This window comes from Pseudomonas sp. GW821-FHT09E04 (genome assembly GCF_059416185.1).
Window position 1 is genome coordinate 170,293 of the sequence record NZ_JBWKOR010000002.1, and the last position, 16,754, is coordinate 187,046.

Annotated in this window: 17 protein-coding genes; 8 read left to right on the plus strand and 9 right to left on the minus strand. The window is 58.4% G+C overall.

The window, feature by feature from the left end; translation table 11 throughout:
* Positions 1-37: 37 nt before the first annotated feature.
* The 3 genes from flgG to AC07N4_RS07065 form a co-directional block, all read right to left on the minus strand.
* Positions 38-823, minus strand: coding sequence for a flagellar basal-body rod protein FlgG (gene flgG, locus AC07N4_RS07055; protein ID WP_096822210.1), 786 nt, complete (start codon positions 821-823; stop codon positions 38-40).
* A 45-nt stretch (positions 824-868) separates the two neighbouring features.
* Entirely contained in the window at positions 869-1,609 is a 741-nt protein-coding gene (locus tag AC07N4_RS07060) for a flagellar basal body rod protein FlgF (RefSeq protein WP_096822211.1), read from the minus strand.
* Positions 1,610-1,844: 235 nt separating this feature from the next.
* Entirely contained in the window at positions 1,845-3,404 is a 1,560-nt protein-coding gene (locus tag AC07N4_RS07065; protein ID WP_096822212.1) for a sigma-54-dependent transcriptional regulator, read from the minus strand.
* Between the two features lie 223 nt (positions 3,405-3,627).
* Here AC07N4_RS07065 and phhA point away from each other — a divergent pair, with 223 nt between their 5' ends.
* The 6 genes from phhA to AC07N4_RS07095 all read left to right on the plus strand — a co-directional run bounded on the left by phhA (position 3,628) and on the right by AC07N4_RS07095 (position 8,003).
* Entirely contained in the window at positions 3,628-4,464 is an 837-nt protein-coding gene (gene phhA, locus AC07N4_RS07070; RefSeq protein ID WP_225739972.1) for a phenylalanine 4-monooxygenase, read from the plus strand.
* 117 nt (positions 4,465-4,581) lie between these two features.
* Positions 4,582-4,938, plus strand: coding sequence for a 4a-hydroxytetrahydrobiopterin dehydratase (locus AC07N4_RS07075; RefSeq protein WP_003222798.1), 357 nt, complete (start codon positions 4,582-4,584; stop codon positions 4,936-4,938).
* Positions 4,938-6,131 carry an amino acid aminotransferase gene (locus AC07N4_RS07080; RefSeq protein ID WP_493065487.1) on the plus strand — a complete coding sequence of 398 codons (1,194 nt, stop codon included), beginning with the start codon at positions 4,938-4,940 and terminating at the stop codon, positions 6,129-6,131. The genes AC07N4_RS07075 and AC07N4_RS07080 overlap by 1 nt, the downstream gene beginning before the upstream one ends.
* A 200-nt stretch (positions 6,132-6,331) precedes the next feature.
* On the plus strand, positions 6,332-6,463 hold the full coding sequence (locus AC07N4_RS07085) for a hypothetical protein (RefSeq protein WP_255261961.1): 132 nt from the start codon (positions 6,332-6,334) through the stop codon (positions 6,461-6,463).
* A 38-nt stretch (positions 6,464-6,501) separates the two neighbouring features.
* On the plus strand, positions 6,502-6,720 hold the full coding sequence (locus tag AC07N4_RS07090) for a hypothetical protein (RefSeq protein ID WP_096822214.1): 219 nt from the start codon (positions 6,502-6,504) through the stop codon (positions 6,718-6,720).
* A 95-nt stretch (positions 6,721-6,815) separates the two neighbouring features.
* Positions 6,816-8,003: an MFS transporter gene (locus AC07N4_RS07095; RefSeq protein ID WP_493065537.1), complete on the plus strand. Its 1,188-nt coding sequence runs from the start codon at positions 6,816-6,818 to the stop codon at positions 8,001-8,003.
* On the opposite strand, the gene arfB is transcribed toward AC07N4_RS07095, so the two are convergent.
* Positions 8,000-8,413 (minus strand): alternative ribosome rescue aminoacyl-tRNA hydrolase ArfB, encoded by a 414-nt coding sequence (gene arfB, locus AC07N4_RS07100; protein ID WP_096822216.1) that lies wholly within the window; start codon positions 8,411-8,413, stop codon positions 8,000-8,002. The genes AC07N4_RS07095 and arfB overlap by 4 nt on opposite strands.
* 297 nt (positions 8,414-8,710) lie before the next feature.
* Here arfB and queC point away from each other — a divergent pair, with 297 nt between their 5' ends.
* A complete protein-coding gene (gene queC, locus AC07N4_RS07105) occupies positions 8,711-9,409 on the plus strand; it encodes a 7-cyano-7-deazaguanine synthase QueC (protein WP_493065486.1) in 699 nt (232 codons plus the stop codon).
* A 70-nt stretch (positions 9,410-9,479) separates the two neighbouring features.
* On the opposite strand, the gene AC07N4_RS07110 is transcribed toward queC, so the two are convergent.
* Both AC07N4_RS07110 and AC07N4_RS07115 read right to left on the minus strand, forming a co-directional pair.
* Positions 9,480-10,358: a queuosine precursor transporter gene (locus tag AC07N4_RS07110; RefSeq protein WP_096822218.1), complete on the minus strand. Its 879-nt coding sequence runs from the start codon at positions 10,356-10,358 to the stop codon at positions 9,480-9,482.
* Complete coding sequence (locus tag AC07N4_RS07115; RefSeq protein WP_096822249.1) at positions 10,348-10,947, minus strand: helix-turn-helix transcriptional regulator; 600 nt, start codon at positions 10,945-10,947, stop codon at positions 10,348-10,350. Before AC07N4_RS07115 ends, AC07N4_RS07110 begins: the two co-directional genes overlap by 11 nt.
* Positions 10,948-11,498: 551 nt before the next feature.
* Here AC07N4_RS07115 and glyA point away from each other — a divergent pair.
* Complete coding sequence (gene glyA / locus AC07N4_RS07120; RefSeq protein WP_096822219.1) at positions 11,499-12,848, plus strand: serine hydroxymethyltransferase; 1,350 nt, start codon at positions 11,499-11,501, stop codon at positions 12,846-12,848.
* A gap of 94 nt (positions 12,849-12,942) precedes the next feature.
* Here glyA and AC07N4_RS07125 read toward each other — a convergent pair whose 3' ends face one another.
* The 3 genes from AC07N4_RS07125 to AC07N4_RS07135 all read right to left on the minus strand — a co-directional run bounded on the left by AC07N4_RS07125 (position 12,943) and on the right by AC07N4_RS07135 (position 16,752).
* Positions 12,943-14,361 carry an amino acid permease gene (locus AC07N4_RS07125; RefSeq protein ID WP_102620322.1) on the minus strand — a complete coding sequence of 473 codons (1,419 nt, stop codon included), beginning with the start codon at positions 14,359-14,361 and terminating at the stop codon, positions 12,943-12,945.
* A gap of 826 nt (positions 14,362-15,187) precedes the next feature.
* Positions 15,188-16,405 carry a 23S rRNA pseudouridine(2605) synthase RluB gene (rluB, locus tag AC07N4_RS07130; RefSeq protein WP_096822221.1) on the minus strand — a complete coding sequence of 406 codons (1,218 nt, stop codon included), beginning with the start codon at positions 16,403-16,405 and terminating at the stop codon, positions 15,188-15,190.
* A 155-nt stretch (positions 16,406-16,560) separates the two neighbouring features.
* Entirely contained in the window at positions 16,561-16,752 is a 192-nt protein-coding gene (locus tag AC07N4_RS07135; RefSeq protein ID WP_085733788.1) for a DUF1289 domain-containing protein, read from the minus strand.
* Between the last annotated feature and the right edge of the window lie 2 nt (positions 16,753-16,754).

Here is a 16,754-nt window from a genome sequence, read left to right on the forward strand (position 1 = left end):
TGTTGCAGGCGGCCTCATGGCCGCCTCATAGACTTGATTACAGATTCTGCGTTACGAACGAGAGCATCTGGTCGGCGGTGGAGATCACCTTGGAGTTCATCTCGTAAGCGCGCTGAGTGGTGATCATGTTGACCATCTCTTCCACGGTGCTGACGTTGGAGGTTTCCAGGGTGTTCTGCAGGGTGGTGCCGAAACCGTTCAGGCCCGGAGTGCCGATTTGTGGCGCGCCGGAAGCGGCGGTTTCCAGGAACAGGTTGTTGCCCACGGCTTGCAGACCGGCCGGGTTGATGAAGTCGGCGGTTTGCAGGTTGCCGATCACTTGCGAGGCGGCGTTGCCGGCAACGGTGATCGACACGGTGCCGTCACGGCCAACGGTGAAGGTCTGGGCGTTGTTCGGGATGACAATCGCTGGCTCCAGAGCGAAACCGCTGGCGTTGACGATCTGGCCATTGGAGTCGAGGTGGAAAGTACCGTCACGGGTGTAGGACGTGGTGCCGTCCGGTTGCAGGATCTGGAAGAAACCACGGCCGTCGAGGGCCATGTCCAGCGGCTGCTCGGTGGTTTGCAGGCTACCGGCGGTGAAGTTCTTCTGGGTGCCGACGATGCGCACACCGGTACCCACTTGCAGACCCGACGGCAGTTCGCTGTCCTGGGTCGACTGGGCGCCAGGCTGACGCTTGATCTGATACAGCAGGTCCTGGAACTCGGCGCGGTCACGTTTGAAACCCGTGGTCGACACGTTCGCCAGGTTGTTGGAAATGGTGGTCAGGTTGGTGTCCTGGGCGGACAGACCGGTTTTGGCAACCCATAGAGCCGGAAGCATTCGATTCTCCTCGTGCGCCTGTTTTACGGCGCGACGTTCTGATAATTAGCTGATCTGCAAGACCCGAGCCATGGCCTGGTCGTCGTCTTTGGCGGTGTTCATCATCTTGACGTGCAACTCGAACTGCTTGGCCAGGGCCAGCACCGACGTCATCTCTTCCACGGCATTGACGTTGCTCGACTCCAGGAAACCCGACACCAGTTTGACGTTGGCATCGGCCGGCGCAGGCTGGCCGTCCTTGGTGTAGATCGAACCGTCCAGGCCCTTGTTCATGTTCTTGATGTCCGGATTGACCAGTTTGATCCGGTCGACTTCGGCCATGACGCGCGGGCCTTCGCCCATCGCACGAATACTGATGGTGCCGTCTTCACCGACTTCCACCTGCTGCTGCGGCGGCACGGCAATCGGTCCGCCGTTGCCCATGACCGGCATGCCGTTGCCGGCACGCAGCACGCCCAGAGCGTCGATATTGAGGCTGCCGGTGCGCACGTAGCTTTCGCCGCCGTTGGGGTTCTGCACGGCAATGAAACCGTTGCCGGTCACGGCGACGTCGAGGTCGCGACCGGTCTCCACCAGGGAGCCTGCGGTGAAGTCGGTGGCGGGCCGTTCGCTCATGGCAAACGCACGCGCCGGAAAGCTGTCACCGAACACCGGCATCGAACGCGCCTGCTCCAGGTCGCGCTGAAAACCGTTGGTGGAGATGTTCGCCAGGTTGTTGGCATGAGCCTTTTGCGCCAGTGCGTTCTGGCTGGCGCCGGTCATTGCCACATAAAGGTACTTGTCCACACTCTTTCCTCTGCATGCCGGACGTTTGCCGCCCACCGCTGTACTGCTGAGCCACAAGCAATTTGCAGACCAACTTTTTTCTGGCGGTCGAGGACCCGATAAACAAAGGACTTGAGGGATTCAGCAGGGTTTGGGGAAATGTATCGAAGTCGAAAAACCGGCGGTGTCATGCCGCTTGGCGGCAATGGTGAGGCGCGATCACCCCGCGCATTGCGTAGGAGTGATCGCGCAGGGATCAAGACTCGGTCTTGCCCACCTCATATTCACGCAACTTGTTGGCAATCGTGGTGTGCGAGACGCCCAGCCGCTTGCCCAGCTGCCGACTGCTCGGATGTTCGGAATACAGTCGCTCAAGCACTGCTTTCTCGAAGCGCCCGACAATCTCGTCGAGCCCGCCCTCCAGCGAGAAATCGCCAAGCGGCTGACGCACGCCATAGTCCGGCAGACGAATATGCTCGGCCTTGACCGTCCCGCCATCACACAGCGAAACCGCCTGGAACAGCACGTTCTCCAGTTGTCGCACGTTGCCCGGCCAGTGGTAATGACTGAGCCGATCCATCGCCGCCGGCGCCAGCTTCGGCAACGGGCAACCGATCTGCCGACTGGCCTGATCGAGGAAGTGCTCCACCAGCGGCGTCAAACCGTCGAGGCATTCGCGCAGTGGCGGGATGTGCAACGAAAGCACGTTTAAGCGATGGTACAAATCCTGGCGAAACTCGCCACGGGCGCACAACTCGGACAGGTCGACCTGGGTGGCGCAGATCACCCGTACATCCAGGTAAACCTCTTCATCACTGCCCACACGACGGAAGCAACCGTCCTGCAGGAAGCGCAGCAATTTCACCTGTAAGCGTGGGCTCATTTCGCCGACACCATCGAGGAACAACGTGCCGCCCGCCGTCAGCTCCAGCAGCCCGAGCTTGCCTTCAGCCCGCGCCCCTTCGAAGGCACCGGGGCCGTAGCCGAACAACTCGGTCTCGGCCATCGATTCCGGCAGCCCCGCGCAGTTGAGCGCCATCAATGGCGACTGGCCGCGCGGACTCGCCAGGTGACAAGCCCGAGCCAGCAACTCTTTACCGGTGCCGGTTTCGCCTTCAATTAGAAGAGGCGCATCGAGCGGCGCCATGCGCCGGGCTTCACGCACCACCGCCGCCATCACTTTCGAGCTTTGAAAGATGCTGTCGAAACCACGCAACTCCTGCTTGCGCACGTTGTAGATGCGCTCGCCGACCCGATCCGCCCGGTGCAGCGTCAATACCGCACCGGCCATGGCCTCGCTGTCGTCGTGCTCCGATTGCAATGGAGCGATGTCGGCCAGAAAGATATCGCCCTTGACCTTGACCCGCATGCCGTTGATTCGCGATTTGTTGGCGCGCACCAGTTCGGGCAAGTCGAAATCCTCGGCGTAACGCGACAGTGGAATCCCCGGCACTTCGTCGACCCGCACGCCGAGCAACTGCGCCGCCGCACGGTTGGCGGCAACGATCGAGCCGCCCATGTCGATCGACAGCACCGGAAACTCCAGCGCACCGAGCAACGCATTCAGTTCCATGTGTCGGCGTTCGCTGGGCATCAGCCCTACCCGCTTGACGCCGAACACCCCGGCGATGGCTTCGAATTTGGGCCGCAACGCCTGGAACTGCAAATTGATCAGGTTCGGGCAATGCAGATAGATCGCATTGCCGTGCTCACCGCCGACCTCGCCGCGGGCGACGTTGATCCCGTACTCCACCAGCAGATTGAGGATGTCGCGCAGGATGCCGATGCGGTTCTGGCAGTGGACTTTGATACGCATATAAAGGCCCGAAACAGGTAGAGGGGCGGATTTTTCTCTGCCGCCCGCAAGATAGTCGTCAAGATTATGTGACAGACACCGGCCATTTCAAACCCGCCAATCACCGTAATCACGACTTATCGCAAAAAGCGTAACGATAATTTTACGATTTAAAGAGACTTTTGCTACTCGGCCGGTCATCAACCTGCTGCAACACAGCACGCTCTGGGGTATTTCTCAGTCCATAGCAGGACATAACAAGAACGAATTCCCCTCGCAGGAGAGCAGTATGAAGCAGACGCAATACGTGGCCCGCGAGCCCGATGCGCAAGGTTTTATCGACTACCCCGCCGAAGAACACGCGGTGTGGAACACGCTGATCACCCGCCAGTTGAAAGTGATCGAGGGTCGGGCGTGCCAGGAATACCTGGACGGTATCGAAAAACTCGGTCTGCCCCACGACCGCATTCCGCAACTGGGCGAGATCAACAAGGTGCTCGGCGAGACCACCGGTTGGCAGGTCGCCCGCGTCCCGGCGCTGATTCCGTTCCAGACCTTTTTCGAATTGCTCGCCAGCAAGCAGTTCCCGGTGGCCACGTTCATTCGCACCCGTGAAGAACTGGACTACCTGCAAGAGCCGGACATTTTCCACGAGATCTTTGGTCACTGCCCGCTGCTGACCAACCCGTGGTTCGCCGAATTCACCCACACCTACGGCAAGCTCGGCCTGCAAGCGACCAAGGAAGAGCGCGTTTATCTGGCGCGCCTGTACTGGATGACCATCGAGTTCGGCCTGGTCGATACCCCGCAAGGTAAACGCATCTACGGCGGCGGCATCCTGTCTTCGCCGAAGGAAACCGTTTACAGCCTGTCGGACGAGCCCGAGCATCAGGCCTTCGATCCGCTGGAAGCCATGCGCACGCCGTATCGCATCGACATCCTGCAACCGCTGTACTTTGTCCTGCCGAACCTCAAGCGCCTGTTCGACCTCGCCCACGAAGACATCATGGGCATGGTCAAGCAAGGCATGCAGCTGGGTCTGCACGCACCGAAATTTCCGCCGAAACCAAAAGCTGCGTGAACCGTGGCTTTTACTTACAAGTGAGTCTGTCAGTCGTCGCGGCTTTGGTTTAGCGTGACGACATTGACGACCGTAACAGCTCTTATAAAAAAGACATCCGATCTCAGGAATCAAACCATGTCCACTTTGAACCAAGCCCATTGCGAAGCGTGCCGTGCCGATGCCCCACAAGTCAGCGATGAAGAACTGCCGATCCTGATCAAGCAGATCCCTGACTGGAACATCGAAGTGCGTGACAGCATCATGCAGCTGGAAAAAGTCTTCCTGTTCAAGAATTTCAAGCACGCCCTGGCCTTCACCAACGCCGTCGGCGAGATCTCCGAGGCCGAAGGTCATCACCCGGGCCTGCTGACCGAGTGGGGCAAAGTCACCGTGACCTGGTGGAGCCACTCGATCAAAGGCCTGCACCGCAACGACTTCATCATGGCCGCGCGCACTGACGAAGTGGCCAAGACCGCAGAAGGACGCAAGTAATGCACTTCGACACCATCGGCCGGGTGCCCGGCGACCCGATCCTCGGCCTGATGGAGGCCTACGCGCAGGATTCCAACCCGCGCAAGTTCGACCTCGGCGTGGGCGTCTACAAGGATGCCCAGGGCCTGACGCCGATTCCAGAAGCGGTGAAAATCGCCGAGGCGCGTCTGGTCGAAAGCCAGGACACCAAGACCTACATCGGTGGCCACGGCAATCCGCTGTTCGGCAAGGTGATCAATGAGCTGGTGCTGGGTGCCGATTCGGCACTGATCACCCAGCAACGCGCCAGCGCTACCCAGACCCCGGGCGGCACCGGTGCCCTGCGTCTGGCAGCGGATTTCATCGCGCAATGCCTGCCGGGCAAAGGCGTATGGCTGAGCAACCCGACCTGGCCAATCCACGAAACGATTTTCGCGGCCGCCGGGGTCAAGATCAGCCATTACCCGTACGTCGGCAGCGACAACCGCCTCGACGTCGACGCGATGCTCGCTGTGCTCAACGAAGTGCCGAAAGGCGATGTGGTGCTGCTGCACGCGTGCTGCCACAACCCGACCGGTTTCGACCTGAGTCACGACGACTGGCACCGGGTGCTGGACGTGGTGCGCAGCCGCAATCTGCTGCCGCTGATCGACTTCGCCTACCAGGGCTTTGGCGACGGTCTGGAGCAGGATGCATGGTCAACCCGGTTGTTCGCCGCCGAGTTGCCTGAGCTGCTGATCACCAGTTCCTGCTCGAAGAACTTCGGCCTGTACCGCGACCGCACCGGTGCGCTGATCGTCTGCGCGAAAACCGCTGACAAACTCATCGACATCCGCAGCCAGCTGGCGCACATCGCCCGCAACCTGTGGTCGACGCCGCCGGATCACGGCGCGGCCGTCGTCGCAACAATCCTCGCCGACCCGGAGCTGAAACGCCGCTGGGCCGACGAAGTGGAAGCCATGCGTCTGCGCATCGCCCAGTTGCGCAGCGGTCTGGTGGAAGCGCTGGAACCGCACGGTCTGCGCGAGCGCTTTGCGCACATTGGCGTGCAACGCGGGATGTTTTCCTACACCGGCCTGTCGCCGGAACAAGTGAAAAACCTGCGCGAGCATCACAGCGTGTACATGGTCAGCTCGGGCCGCGCCAACGTCGCCGGGATTGATGCGACACGCCTGGATCTGCTGGCCGAAGCGATCGCTAGCGTCTGCAAATAAACGAATGTCAGGGGCGGCGGGCACACCGCCGCTCCCGCATTTGCCCTGCGTCAGCCTGTCGCACTTGTCTAGACAATCCCGCCCGTCGCAACAAGCGGAATTAAAAATCTGTTTGTCATTTTTACTGCTGTATCCTTCGCAGGCTTTCTGAAAGCGCGGATCTACCAGATCTATCAACAGACTTAGCGAGGAGCGCAACCATGCACGAGATTCCCAATCTCCCCTTCCCAAGCCTGCACGTACCTGAGCAGACGACCACGCAACAAGCCGGTGCCCAACAGCCCGAGCCGAAAGAAGCCGCCGAAAGCCGTCCGGCCGACAGCAAAGAGTAAGTAACACCCGCCGTACAGACCGTGTGGAAAGCGCTAACATGCGCTTTCCACACTGCCTGAAGCCCGAGCCTGCCATGACCGACGAATCCTTCAACGAACAACAGGCTGAAATCCTCATCGGCGCCACCGAGAAGATGATCGAGATCTGGAGCCGCCTCTCGCCCGAGAAGCAAGCCGCCCTGCTCGCCCGTTTCGGCAGCGAAGAAAATGCCCTCGCCGCACTGGTCACCACGCAACTGGTCGCCCCGGCCAAATAGTTTTACTTTTCCCCGCCGCAGCATCGTCCACGCCGGTATCATGAGCAGCCTATCTATTCTGCTCTCCCCGTGGATCGTTACCCATGTCGTCCTCTATGCCAGAACCCCAGCGCCCCCTGGCGGTCACGCTGCAAGTCGTTTCCATTGTCCTGTTCACCTTCATCGGCTACCTGAATATCGGCATTCCGCTGGCCGTGCTACCCGGCTACGTGCACAGCGACCTGGGCTTCGGGGCGGTCATCGCCGGTCTGGTGATCAGCGTGCAATACCTCGCCACCCTGCTCAGCCGCCCATATGCCGGCAAGATCATCGACAACAAGGGCAGCAAACGCGCGGTGATGATTGGTCTGGCCGGTTGTGGCTTGAGCGGTGTGTTCATGCTGATTTCGGCCTGGACCCCGAACCTGCCGATGCTCAGCCTGATCAGCCTGTTCGTCGGCCGTCTGGTGCTCGGCAGCGCGGAAAGTCTTGTCGGCTCCGGATCCATCGGCTGGGGCATCGGCCGCGTCGGCGCGGCCAACACCGCCAAAGTCATCTCGTGGAACGGCATCGCCAGTTACGGCGCGCTGGCGATCGGTGCGCCGCTGGGCGTGTGGCTGGTCAGCCGTTTCGGTCTCTGGAGCATGGGCGTGAGCATTCTGTTGCTTGCAGCGCTGGGCCTGCTGCTGGCCTGGCCGAAAACCGCCGCGCCGATTGTCGCTGGCGAGCGCTTGCCGTTTATGCACGTGCTGGGTCGCGTCTTTCCCCACGGCTGCGGACTGGCGCTGGGCTCGATCGGTTTCGGCACCATCGCTACCTTCATCACGTTGTATTACGCCACCCAGCATTGGGATAACGCGGTGCTGTGCCTGAGTCTGTTCGGTGCCAGCTTCATCGGCGCGCGACTGCTGTTCGGCAACCTGATCAACCGTCTCGGCGGCTTTCGCGTGGCGATTGCCTGCCTGTCGGTGGAAACACTGGGGCTGCTATTGCTATGGCTGGCGCCGGATGCGCACTGGGCATTGGCGGGTGCGGCGCTGAGCGGTTTCGGCTTCTCGCTGGTGTTCCCGGCGCTGGGCGTGGAAGCGGTGAATCTGGTGCCGGCTTCCAGCCGTGGCGCGGCGGTTGGCGCCTATTCGTTGTTCATCGACTTGTCGTTGGGGATCACCGGGCCGCTGGCCGGAGCGATTGCGGCAGGCTTCGGTTTTGCCTCGATCTTCCTGTTTGCCGCGATCGCCGCGCTGAGCGGCCTGGCGTTGAGCGTCTATCTGTACCGCCACACGTCGAAGTACCGCGAAGACTAGAAATCCACCTTGCCGCGCCCGGCCTTGATGCTGCCGCGCTTGGTCTTCGACTCCAGCCGACGCTTCTTCGAACCCAGCGTCGGCTTGGTTGGACGACGCTTCTTTTCGATCTTGGTGGCGCTGAGGATCAGCTCGGTCAGACGCTCCAGTGCATCGGCGCGATTCTGTTCCTGCGTGCGGTATTGCTGAGCCTTGATGATCAACACGCCGTCGCTGGTGATGCGAGTGTCGCGAAGCGCCAGCAGCCGCTCCTTGTAGAACTCGGGCAAGGACGAGGCAGGAATATCGAAGCGCAGGTGCACGGCGCTGGAGACCTTGTTGACGTTCTGCCCGCCGGCCCCTTGGGCGCGGATGGCAGTCAGTTCGATCTCGGCATCCGGCAGATGCACGTTATTGGAAATCTTCAGCATTGCATTCTCATCGTAGAGCCTGTTTCGCCGTACCTGTAGCGGCTACGGTCAGCTTGACCTTGGGTGTGCTTTCAGTGTCGCGCCTTTTCACTATACACGGCGACTATCAGGCGAAACGGGCAGGCGAAACGGGAAAACGTCCGGGAGAAATGCCCCGTCAACATGGGGGGCATTAATCAGTGCCAACGAGCGCCGTACTACGTAGAATATCGCCACGGCAATGAGCAACCGAGACAAGAACCTCCTCGATTATTGTTCAAACATTGCACTTACTCGATCAATGCAGGAAGCATAACCATGAGCAATAAAGCAGTTATCGTTTTTAGCGGCGGGCAGGATTCAACAACCTGTTTGATCCATGCCTTGACCCACTACGATGAAATCCACTGCATCACGTTTGACTATGGCCAGCGCCATCGCGCAGAAATTGAAGTTGCACAGCAACTCGCAAAAGAACTTGGTGTGACCGTACACAAGACCATGGACGTGTCGCTGCTGAATGAACTGGCCATCAGCAGCCTGACGCGCGACAACATACCAGTCCCGACCATCAATAGTTCAGGTGAAAGCCTGCCGAGTACATTTGTGCCGGGCCGGAACATCCTGTTTTTGACCCTGGCCTCCATATATGCGTACCAGGTTCAGGCCAAGACCGTCATTACCGGTGTTTGTGAAACAGACTTCTCTGGCTACCCGGATTGCCGAGATGACTTTGTAAAGGCACTGAACAAAGCCCTTGAACTGGGTATGGATTGCAAATTGACCCTGGACACTCCGCTGATGTGGCTGAACAAAGCGGAAACCTGGGCGCTGGCCGATTACCATAACCGGCTGGAGTTCATTCGCGACCAGACACTGACCTGCTACAACGGCATCAAAGGTAACGGCTGCTCCAATTGCGATGCCTGTAATCTTCGTGCCAAAGGCCTCAACGAATTCCTGAACAACAAAGAACAGGTTGCGCACAGCCTGAAAGCAAAACTGAATCTGAACTGAGTATATAACGACACATCAAGCGCTCACCCGGCATGACAGCAACAACACACCCGGTGAGCGCCATCCTGCATTATTGCGTCTGACCGCCAGTCAGGTACTTCTTGAACAATGCCCTTGCCCCGTAGGCAGGCAAGACATTAAAGAAAGCGAAGCCTACCTTTATCGCAATCTGGACGTAGATCATGTTCAGTATCGCGCTGGTTTCCATCGCGCCATAAAATGCGATGAAGCAGAAAAGAAAGCTGTCGATGATCACCGCAAACAACGTACTTAAAAACACGCGCAAAAACAGGAATCTGGAGTTCGTGAGCTCCTTGATTTTGCACAACAAGTACGAGTTGATATTCTCGGAAACCAGAAATGAAACAGAAGAGGCTACCAGGACAGAAGACAACTGACTGATAACGTCATTGTAAGGCCCATCGAGCTTCCAGCCCGGCAGCCCGGGGAGATGTGTCGTGATGGCCAGCAAAATGATGATGGCCGCGTTGCTGATAAAAGCAAAAAGTATCGCTTTTCGCGCAAGCCTGAGACCGAACGTCTCATTCAACAAATCGACGATCAGAAAGGTCAACGGATAAAGAAAGGTACCCGGCGTTACGATAATATCAAAGTATTCCAGATAGATCGGTTTGGTCGCGGCGATACTGGTAAAGATGTACAGCGTAAACAACATGAGGTTCAGAATGATATAGATCATCCAGGAACTCTCATGACGATCATTCAGATCATAGGCGGTGAGCGTCTCTCCCTGGGAATAAAACTTCTTGTACAGGTTTTTGACTTCTATCTTGTTCAGATTGTCCATAATCTCACTATTCAACACTTCACTCAGTTTTATTTTAATAATCTTGCCGGTCGCGATGACCATGATGACGGCCAGGCTTTTTCCATTTTCAAACCCCAATAGCTTGTACTTGCTGTTTTCCATTTCAACACTACAACCCATTAAATCGTTCCTCGATTATATCCCCGACAACACAAATGCGATCCGTAGCAACGCTGATCTCTTTGGTTATAAGCAGCCTGTTTGTGATCTTGTCATACACCAGCTTTTCCCTGTCGCCGGTCGACGAACCTTTCTGCACGATCAATAGATCGCCTGGTTCATGTAAACCATTGATCTCGTTCTCCAGCAGCACACCTATCAAGTTGAAGGAGGTGCCGAAATAGTAAGTCAACGGGTAAATCGTGGCCAACTCGCCTATCCTTTTATCCAGACTCTGGATAACCAGGCTCTCTTTTATGATAGGCACTGCCGCCGGGTTCATATTCCCCTGCGGAGAAATACTGCTTTCTATTATCTCCTTCTCTTCAAAATCGATCGTTTCTATTTCCTCATAGGAAACGCCGAAAAAATCAGAAATCTTGCGAACCGTGGACTGCTGTACGTTGACCACCTTCCCTTCGAGAATATTATAGATGGTGGTTCGGGTCAGGCCACTGGAGTTGCACAAGGACAGCTGCGTCTCCCCACGACTTTTAATCAAGTACTTGATGTTGTTTTTCAGATTCTCCGATCTTTCTCTTCTGTGCATGAAGTGCTTACCATCCATTTATAACTGTAATTGACATCACACCCCGAGCGCTCACTCATGGATCACTCAAGTCAAGTGGGTCATTACAGTTTTATCCGTATCAAAGCCGCGCGCGATCATAGCATCCTCCCTCCTTGAGTGACTAAACGACACCGCATAGTCCAGGTCAGCAAATCTGTACTGACTTGTTAGTTCTCCTTGTCGTCACCCGTGACACCTGAAAAATCACGCCTGCCGAGCTGCAGTTTTACACCCTTCAGGGGGACAAAAAGAATCATTTTATTTGAACAATGTTCATTTTTTTGATTAATCTTGTGGCGTTCCCAAGCAAAAAATCTATGATGCATCCGGTGATTCTCTCCTCACGGTTACGAGCAGAGGTCATGAAAACCGGCTGTTTAAACAGGCTTTAGTTTTGCGCGCATCGCCGCCAGAACACGGATCGGCCTGTATGGCGCTTGGCAGAACATGGATGCAGGTACGCACACGCAAGACCAGGGAAGACGCGCGGTTGTTCGTTGCGCGCAACAAACAGGGAAGGAATACAGACAATGCCAGTCAATACCGAACAGCTTACGAACCAGGCCGACTTATTGCGACGTGGCCTGGCGGATCTCCGGGCGGAAGACGCCGAACTCGCACAGATCCTCGACGCTGAAGTCACGCGTCAACACCGGACTCTCTCGCTGGTCTCCTCCTCTTGCGCAGTCAAGCCTCGCACCTTGGTGGCATCGGCGTCGGCACTGGTCAACGTGACGGCCGAGGGCATGCCCGGCAGGCGCTATAACGCCGGGTGCGAGAACGTCACCCGGGTCGAGTCGCTGGCCATCCGAAGAGCCCGGGAGCTGTTCGACGCCCAGTACGCCAACGTGCAGTCACACTCGGCGTCGAACGCCAACTACCAGGTGCTCACCGGCCTGCTTGAACCGGGAGATACGCTGCTGGGAATGGCCGTCGAACACGGAGGTCATCTCACCCACGGCAGCACCGCCGCGTTTTCGGGCGACCACTACAAGGCGATCCAGTACGGCACGACCGCCGACGGCCTGATCGATTACGACAACGTACGCCGACTGGCCCTCGACCACCGCCCGCGCATCATCATGTGCTGCGCCACCGCCTATTCACAGGTTGTGGACTTCGAACGGTTCCGTGAGATTGCCGATGAGGCCGGAGCGATTCTGCTCGCTGATATTTCGCACATCGCCGGACTGGTTGCCACCGGGCGACATCCGAGCCCGATCAACGTTGCACACGTCACCACGACCTGCACGCACAAGCAACTCATGGGCCCCCGCGGCGGCCTGATCCTTTCCGGCCGGGACGCGAACACCAAGGTACCCGGCCTGCGGACAACCTTCAGTCGTGCCCTTGATCAAGCCGTGTTTCCCGGAATGCAGGGCGCGCCGGCGGTCAACATGATCGCGGCCAAGGCGGCGGCACTGGGCTATGCAAGGTCGGCCGAGTTCGACGCCTACATGGCGCGGATCCGGAGCACGGCCGATGAACTCGCCAGTGCGTTTCAGGCACATGACTACGAGGTCGTGGGCGGGCGCAGTGAGAACCACGCGATTCTGCTTCGGTTGCGCAGCGGTATCACCGGCGCCATTGCGGAGTCAGCGCTGGAGCACTGCGGGATCATCGTCAACAAACACCGCGTCCCCGGCGAGACCCGATCATCCCTCGTGACCAGTGGGCTGCGCATCGGCACCGGCTCCATCGCGCAACGCCACATCGACGCCCGGGGATGCCGGCAGATTGTCGATCTGATGTGCCGGATTCTGGACAACGTGACGCCGCTCGGCGAGCAGGACTACACGCTGGAACCCACACTGAGGGAGCAATTCCGCCTACAGACCGAAGCGCTGTGCACGCTGTATCCCATCGCTGACTACGCTTAGCAGCTGGAGTGGCTCGTAACTCGGAAAAGCCTCCAGACTCTGCAGAAACAAAAAACCCGGCACTTGGCCGGGTTTGTTGTTTCTGCAGAGTCGCTTATTTGGAAGCGCCTGCTGCAGTCAGCGCTTGCTGCGCACCACGCTTGTTCTTGATCACGTAGCAGACCCACATGAACACGACCCACACCGGAATCGCATACACCGAGATCTGGATGCCCGGGATCAGCAACATCACACCCAGAATGAACGCGACGAACGCCAGGCAGATGTAGTTGCCGTACGGGTACCAGAGCGCCTTGAACAGCGGCTTCTGGTTGGTCTTGTTCATGTGCTGGCGGAACTTGAAGTGCGAGAAGCTGATCATCGCCCAGTTGATCACCAGCGTTGCAACCACCAGCGACATCAGCAGTTCCAGCGCGTGTTGCGGGATCAGGTAGTTCAGCAACACGGCCACCAGCGTTACCGCCGCCGAGGCCAGGATCGAACGTACCGGCACGCCACGCTTGTCGATCTTCGCCAGGCCTTTCGGCGCATCACCCTGTTCAGCCATGCCCAGCAGCATGCGGCTGTTGCAGTAGGTACCGCTGTTGTACACCGACAGCGCGGCGGTCAACACCACGAAGTTGAGGATGTGCGCGGCGGTGCTGCTGCCGAGCATCGAGAACACTTGCACGAACGGGCTGCCGCTGTAGGAGTCGCCCGACGCATTGAGGGTTTCCAGCAGGCTGTCCCATGGGGTCAGCGACAGCAGGATCACCAGTGCGCCGATGTAGAAAATCAGGATCCGGTAGATCACCTGATTGATCGCTTTCGGGATCACGGTTTTCGGCTTGTCGGCTTCGGCGGCGGTGAAACCGAGCATTTCCAGACCACCGAATGAGAACATGATGATCGCCATGGCCATCACCAGACCGCTGACGCCGTTCGGGAAGAAGCCGCCGTGGGACCACAGGTTGCTGACCGAAGCCTGCGGGCCGCCATGGCCGCTGACCAGCAGATAGCTGCCCAGGGCAATCATGCCGACGATCGCCACGACCTTGATGATCGCGAACCAGAATTCGGCTTCACCGAAGACTTTGACGTTGGCCAGGTTGATCGCGTTGATCAGAAGGAAGAAGGCGGCGGCGGTGACCCAGCTCGGGATCTCCGGCGCCCAGTAGTGGATGTACTTGCCGACCGCCGTCAGCTCCGACATGCCCACCAGGATGTACAGGATCCAGCAGTTCCAGCCCGACAGGAAACCGGCGAAGCCGCCCCAGTACTTGTGCGCAAAGTGGCTGAAGGAGCCGGCCACCGGCTCTTCGACGATCATCTCGCCGAGCTGGCGCATGATCATGAAAGCGATGAAGCCGCAGATGGCATAGCCGAGGATCATCGACGGGCCGGCGGATTTCAGCACCCCGGCCGAGCCCAGGAACAATCCGGTACCGATCGCGCCACCGAGGGCGATCAGTTGAATGTGGCGATTTTTCAGGCCGCGTTTCAGCTCGCCTGATTGCGAGTTTTGTCCACTCATGAAAAAGGTCTCACGCAAGGTTTGATGATGTTCAGTAGACGTTGCTGCAAGGTTGCGATTTCAACCAACCTTGATCAAACCCCAGCGCAGGCACCAGGAATTCAGCTTTTTTACAACGGTCATGCGTCACCTGTTTGTTTTTATCTGTGACGAAATCGAACCCGACACGCTCGTGACGCGACGGAGTGAACAAGGCGGATAGCCTTGAGGTATGCGCGATTACGCAGAGGGTCACAGTTAAAACGCGGCGCATTGTACACCGCTAACCCCCTGCTGCCAGACCCCGCTGGATCAGCGTGTCGGTTGCCGGGATTGCGTGTGTCCGCCCCGAGAGGCTCGGGCGGCTGCAAAAATTGAGTCAGGCCTTTGCAGGCCATCGGCGTGGACGATGAAAAATCCGTCCCACGTAGAGAAGTGAAAATGGATATCGGCGTTCATTGCGCCTCCTTCTTGTTATGCACCTGCACGACAGGCATGGGGCGCATCTCACCTCTCAAACGAGCCTGAAACAAGCACGCCAGAGCCCTGCGCCGGCCCATATCGACAGGGCTTCGGCAGGTTTTCCTTACAGCCTTGCAAAGGCGCACGATCCATGGGACTCCGGGGCTTTTTCCGTAAATATTTACTGACAGCGCGTAACGTAAAGTTTCCACAGCAGACGAATCGAGAAGGGGTCCACCCGTGGCTGTTAGCTCACTAACTATTTGAAAGTGCTTCAGGTTTTTTGTTTTCAAATCAGAAAAAACCGCTGAAAAAAAGAAATAAAAAATCCAAAAAAAAACGCCAACCCGAAGGTTGGCGTTTTTTCATTCAGCGCTGAATACGATCATTCAGGCTTCTTGCGACCGAAACCCGGACGCTGGCCGGAACCGGCCGGTGCGCCACGACGCTTGCCCGACGGCTTGTCATCGTCAGCCAGTTTGATGCCTGGACGCTTCGGCGCAGGCTTGGCCGGGCGCTTGGTGTCGGCTGGACGATCCGCCACCGGCGTACCGCGACCGGCCGGAGCACCCCGCTCGCCACGCTCGGTACGGCCATTGGCCGGACGCGGAGCGCGCTCGCCGTCACGTGCTGCTGGCTTGCGACCTGGACGCTCGCCTTCGATCTGCGGCTCACGCACTTGACGCGGGCCGGCAGCCGCCGGTGCGCCATTGGCCGGACGCAGGGTGCGCACGCGCTCGGTACGGGCCATAGGACGCGACGACTTGCGCTGCATGCGATCGAGCTTGTCTTTGCTCTTGGCGTTCAGTTGCGGCATGGCTACCGGGGTCAGGCCGACTTCAGCACTCAGAATATCGACTTCGTACTGGCTCATTTCGCGCCAGCGGCCCATCGGCAGGTCGGAGTTGAGGAACACCGGACCGAAACGCACGCGCTTCAGACGGCTGACCACCAGACCCTGGGATTCCCACAGACGACGCACTTCACGGTTGCGACCTTCCATCACCACGCAGTGATACCAGTGGTTGAAGCCTTCGCCACCCGGTGCCTGTTTGATGTCGGTGAAACGCGCCGGGCCGTCTTCCAGCACAACGCCGGCCTTCAGACGTTCGATCATCTCGTCATCGACTTCGCCGCGAACACGGACCGCGTACTCACGATCCATCTCGTAGGACGGGTGCATCAGGCGGTTGGCCAGCTCACCGTCGGTGGTGAACATCAGCAGGCCGGTGGTGTTGATGTCGAGACGACCGATGTTGATCCAGCGCCCTTCTTTCGGACGCGGCAACTTGTCGAACACGGTCGGACGGCCTTCCGGGTCGTCACGGGTGCAGATCTCGCCATCGGGCTTGTTGTACATGATCACGCGGCGGACCGACTCGGCAGCCTCTTCACGCTTGATGACCTTGCCATCAATGGTGATTGCATCGTGCATGTCGACGCGCAGGCCGAGGGTGGCGTCTTTGCCGTTGACCTTGATCCGGCCCTGGCTGATCCACGCTTCCACGTCACGGCGCGAGCCGACGCCGATACGGGCGAGGACTTTCTGCAGTTTTTCGCCTGCTGGGCCGATTTCCTGGTCGTCTTTCTGGTTGTCACTCATCTGGGCACCTCCCGGTGTGGTCTGTTCAGCGGCTCAGGATTGAGCCCGCTGAAACGTTGAAATCTGGGTTTTCGGGCGAAGGGATCGCCGAAGGGTCGCGAATCATACGCGGATGTGTTCGTTCGCGCATCAGAGACTAGTCGATCGAGGCAAGGTTATTTCTTTTTCCGCCGACCGGTGGCACCGAGCTTGATCAGGCGCAGCGAAGCTTCGGCGAGCACCGTGCGCTTGTCGTCCTTGTCGAGTTTCTTCCAGGCCCTGATCTCGCGCTTGCTGCGACCGCAGCCAAGGCAGACGTCGTCGCTGAACTTGCAGAGGCTGATGCACGGGTCCTTGGTTGAGCTCATGC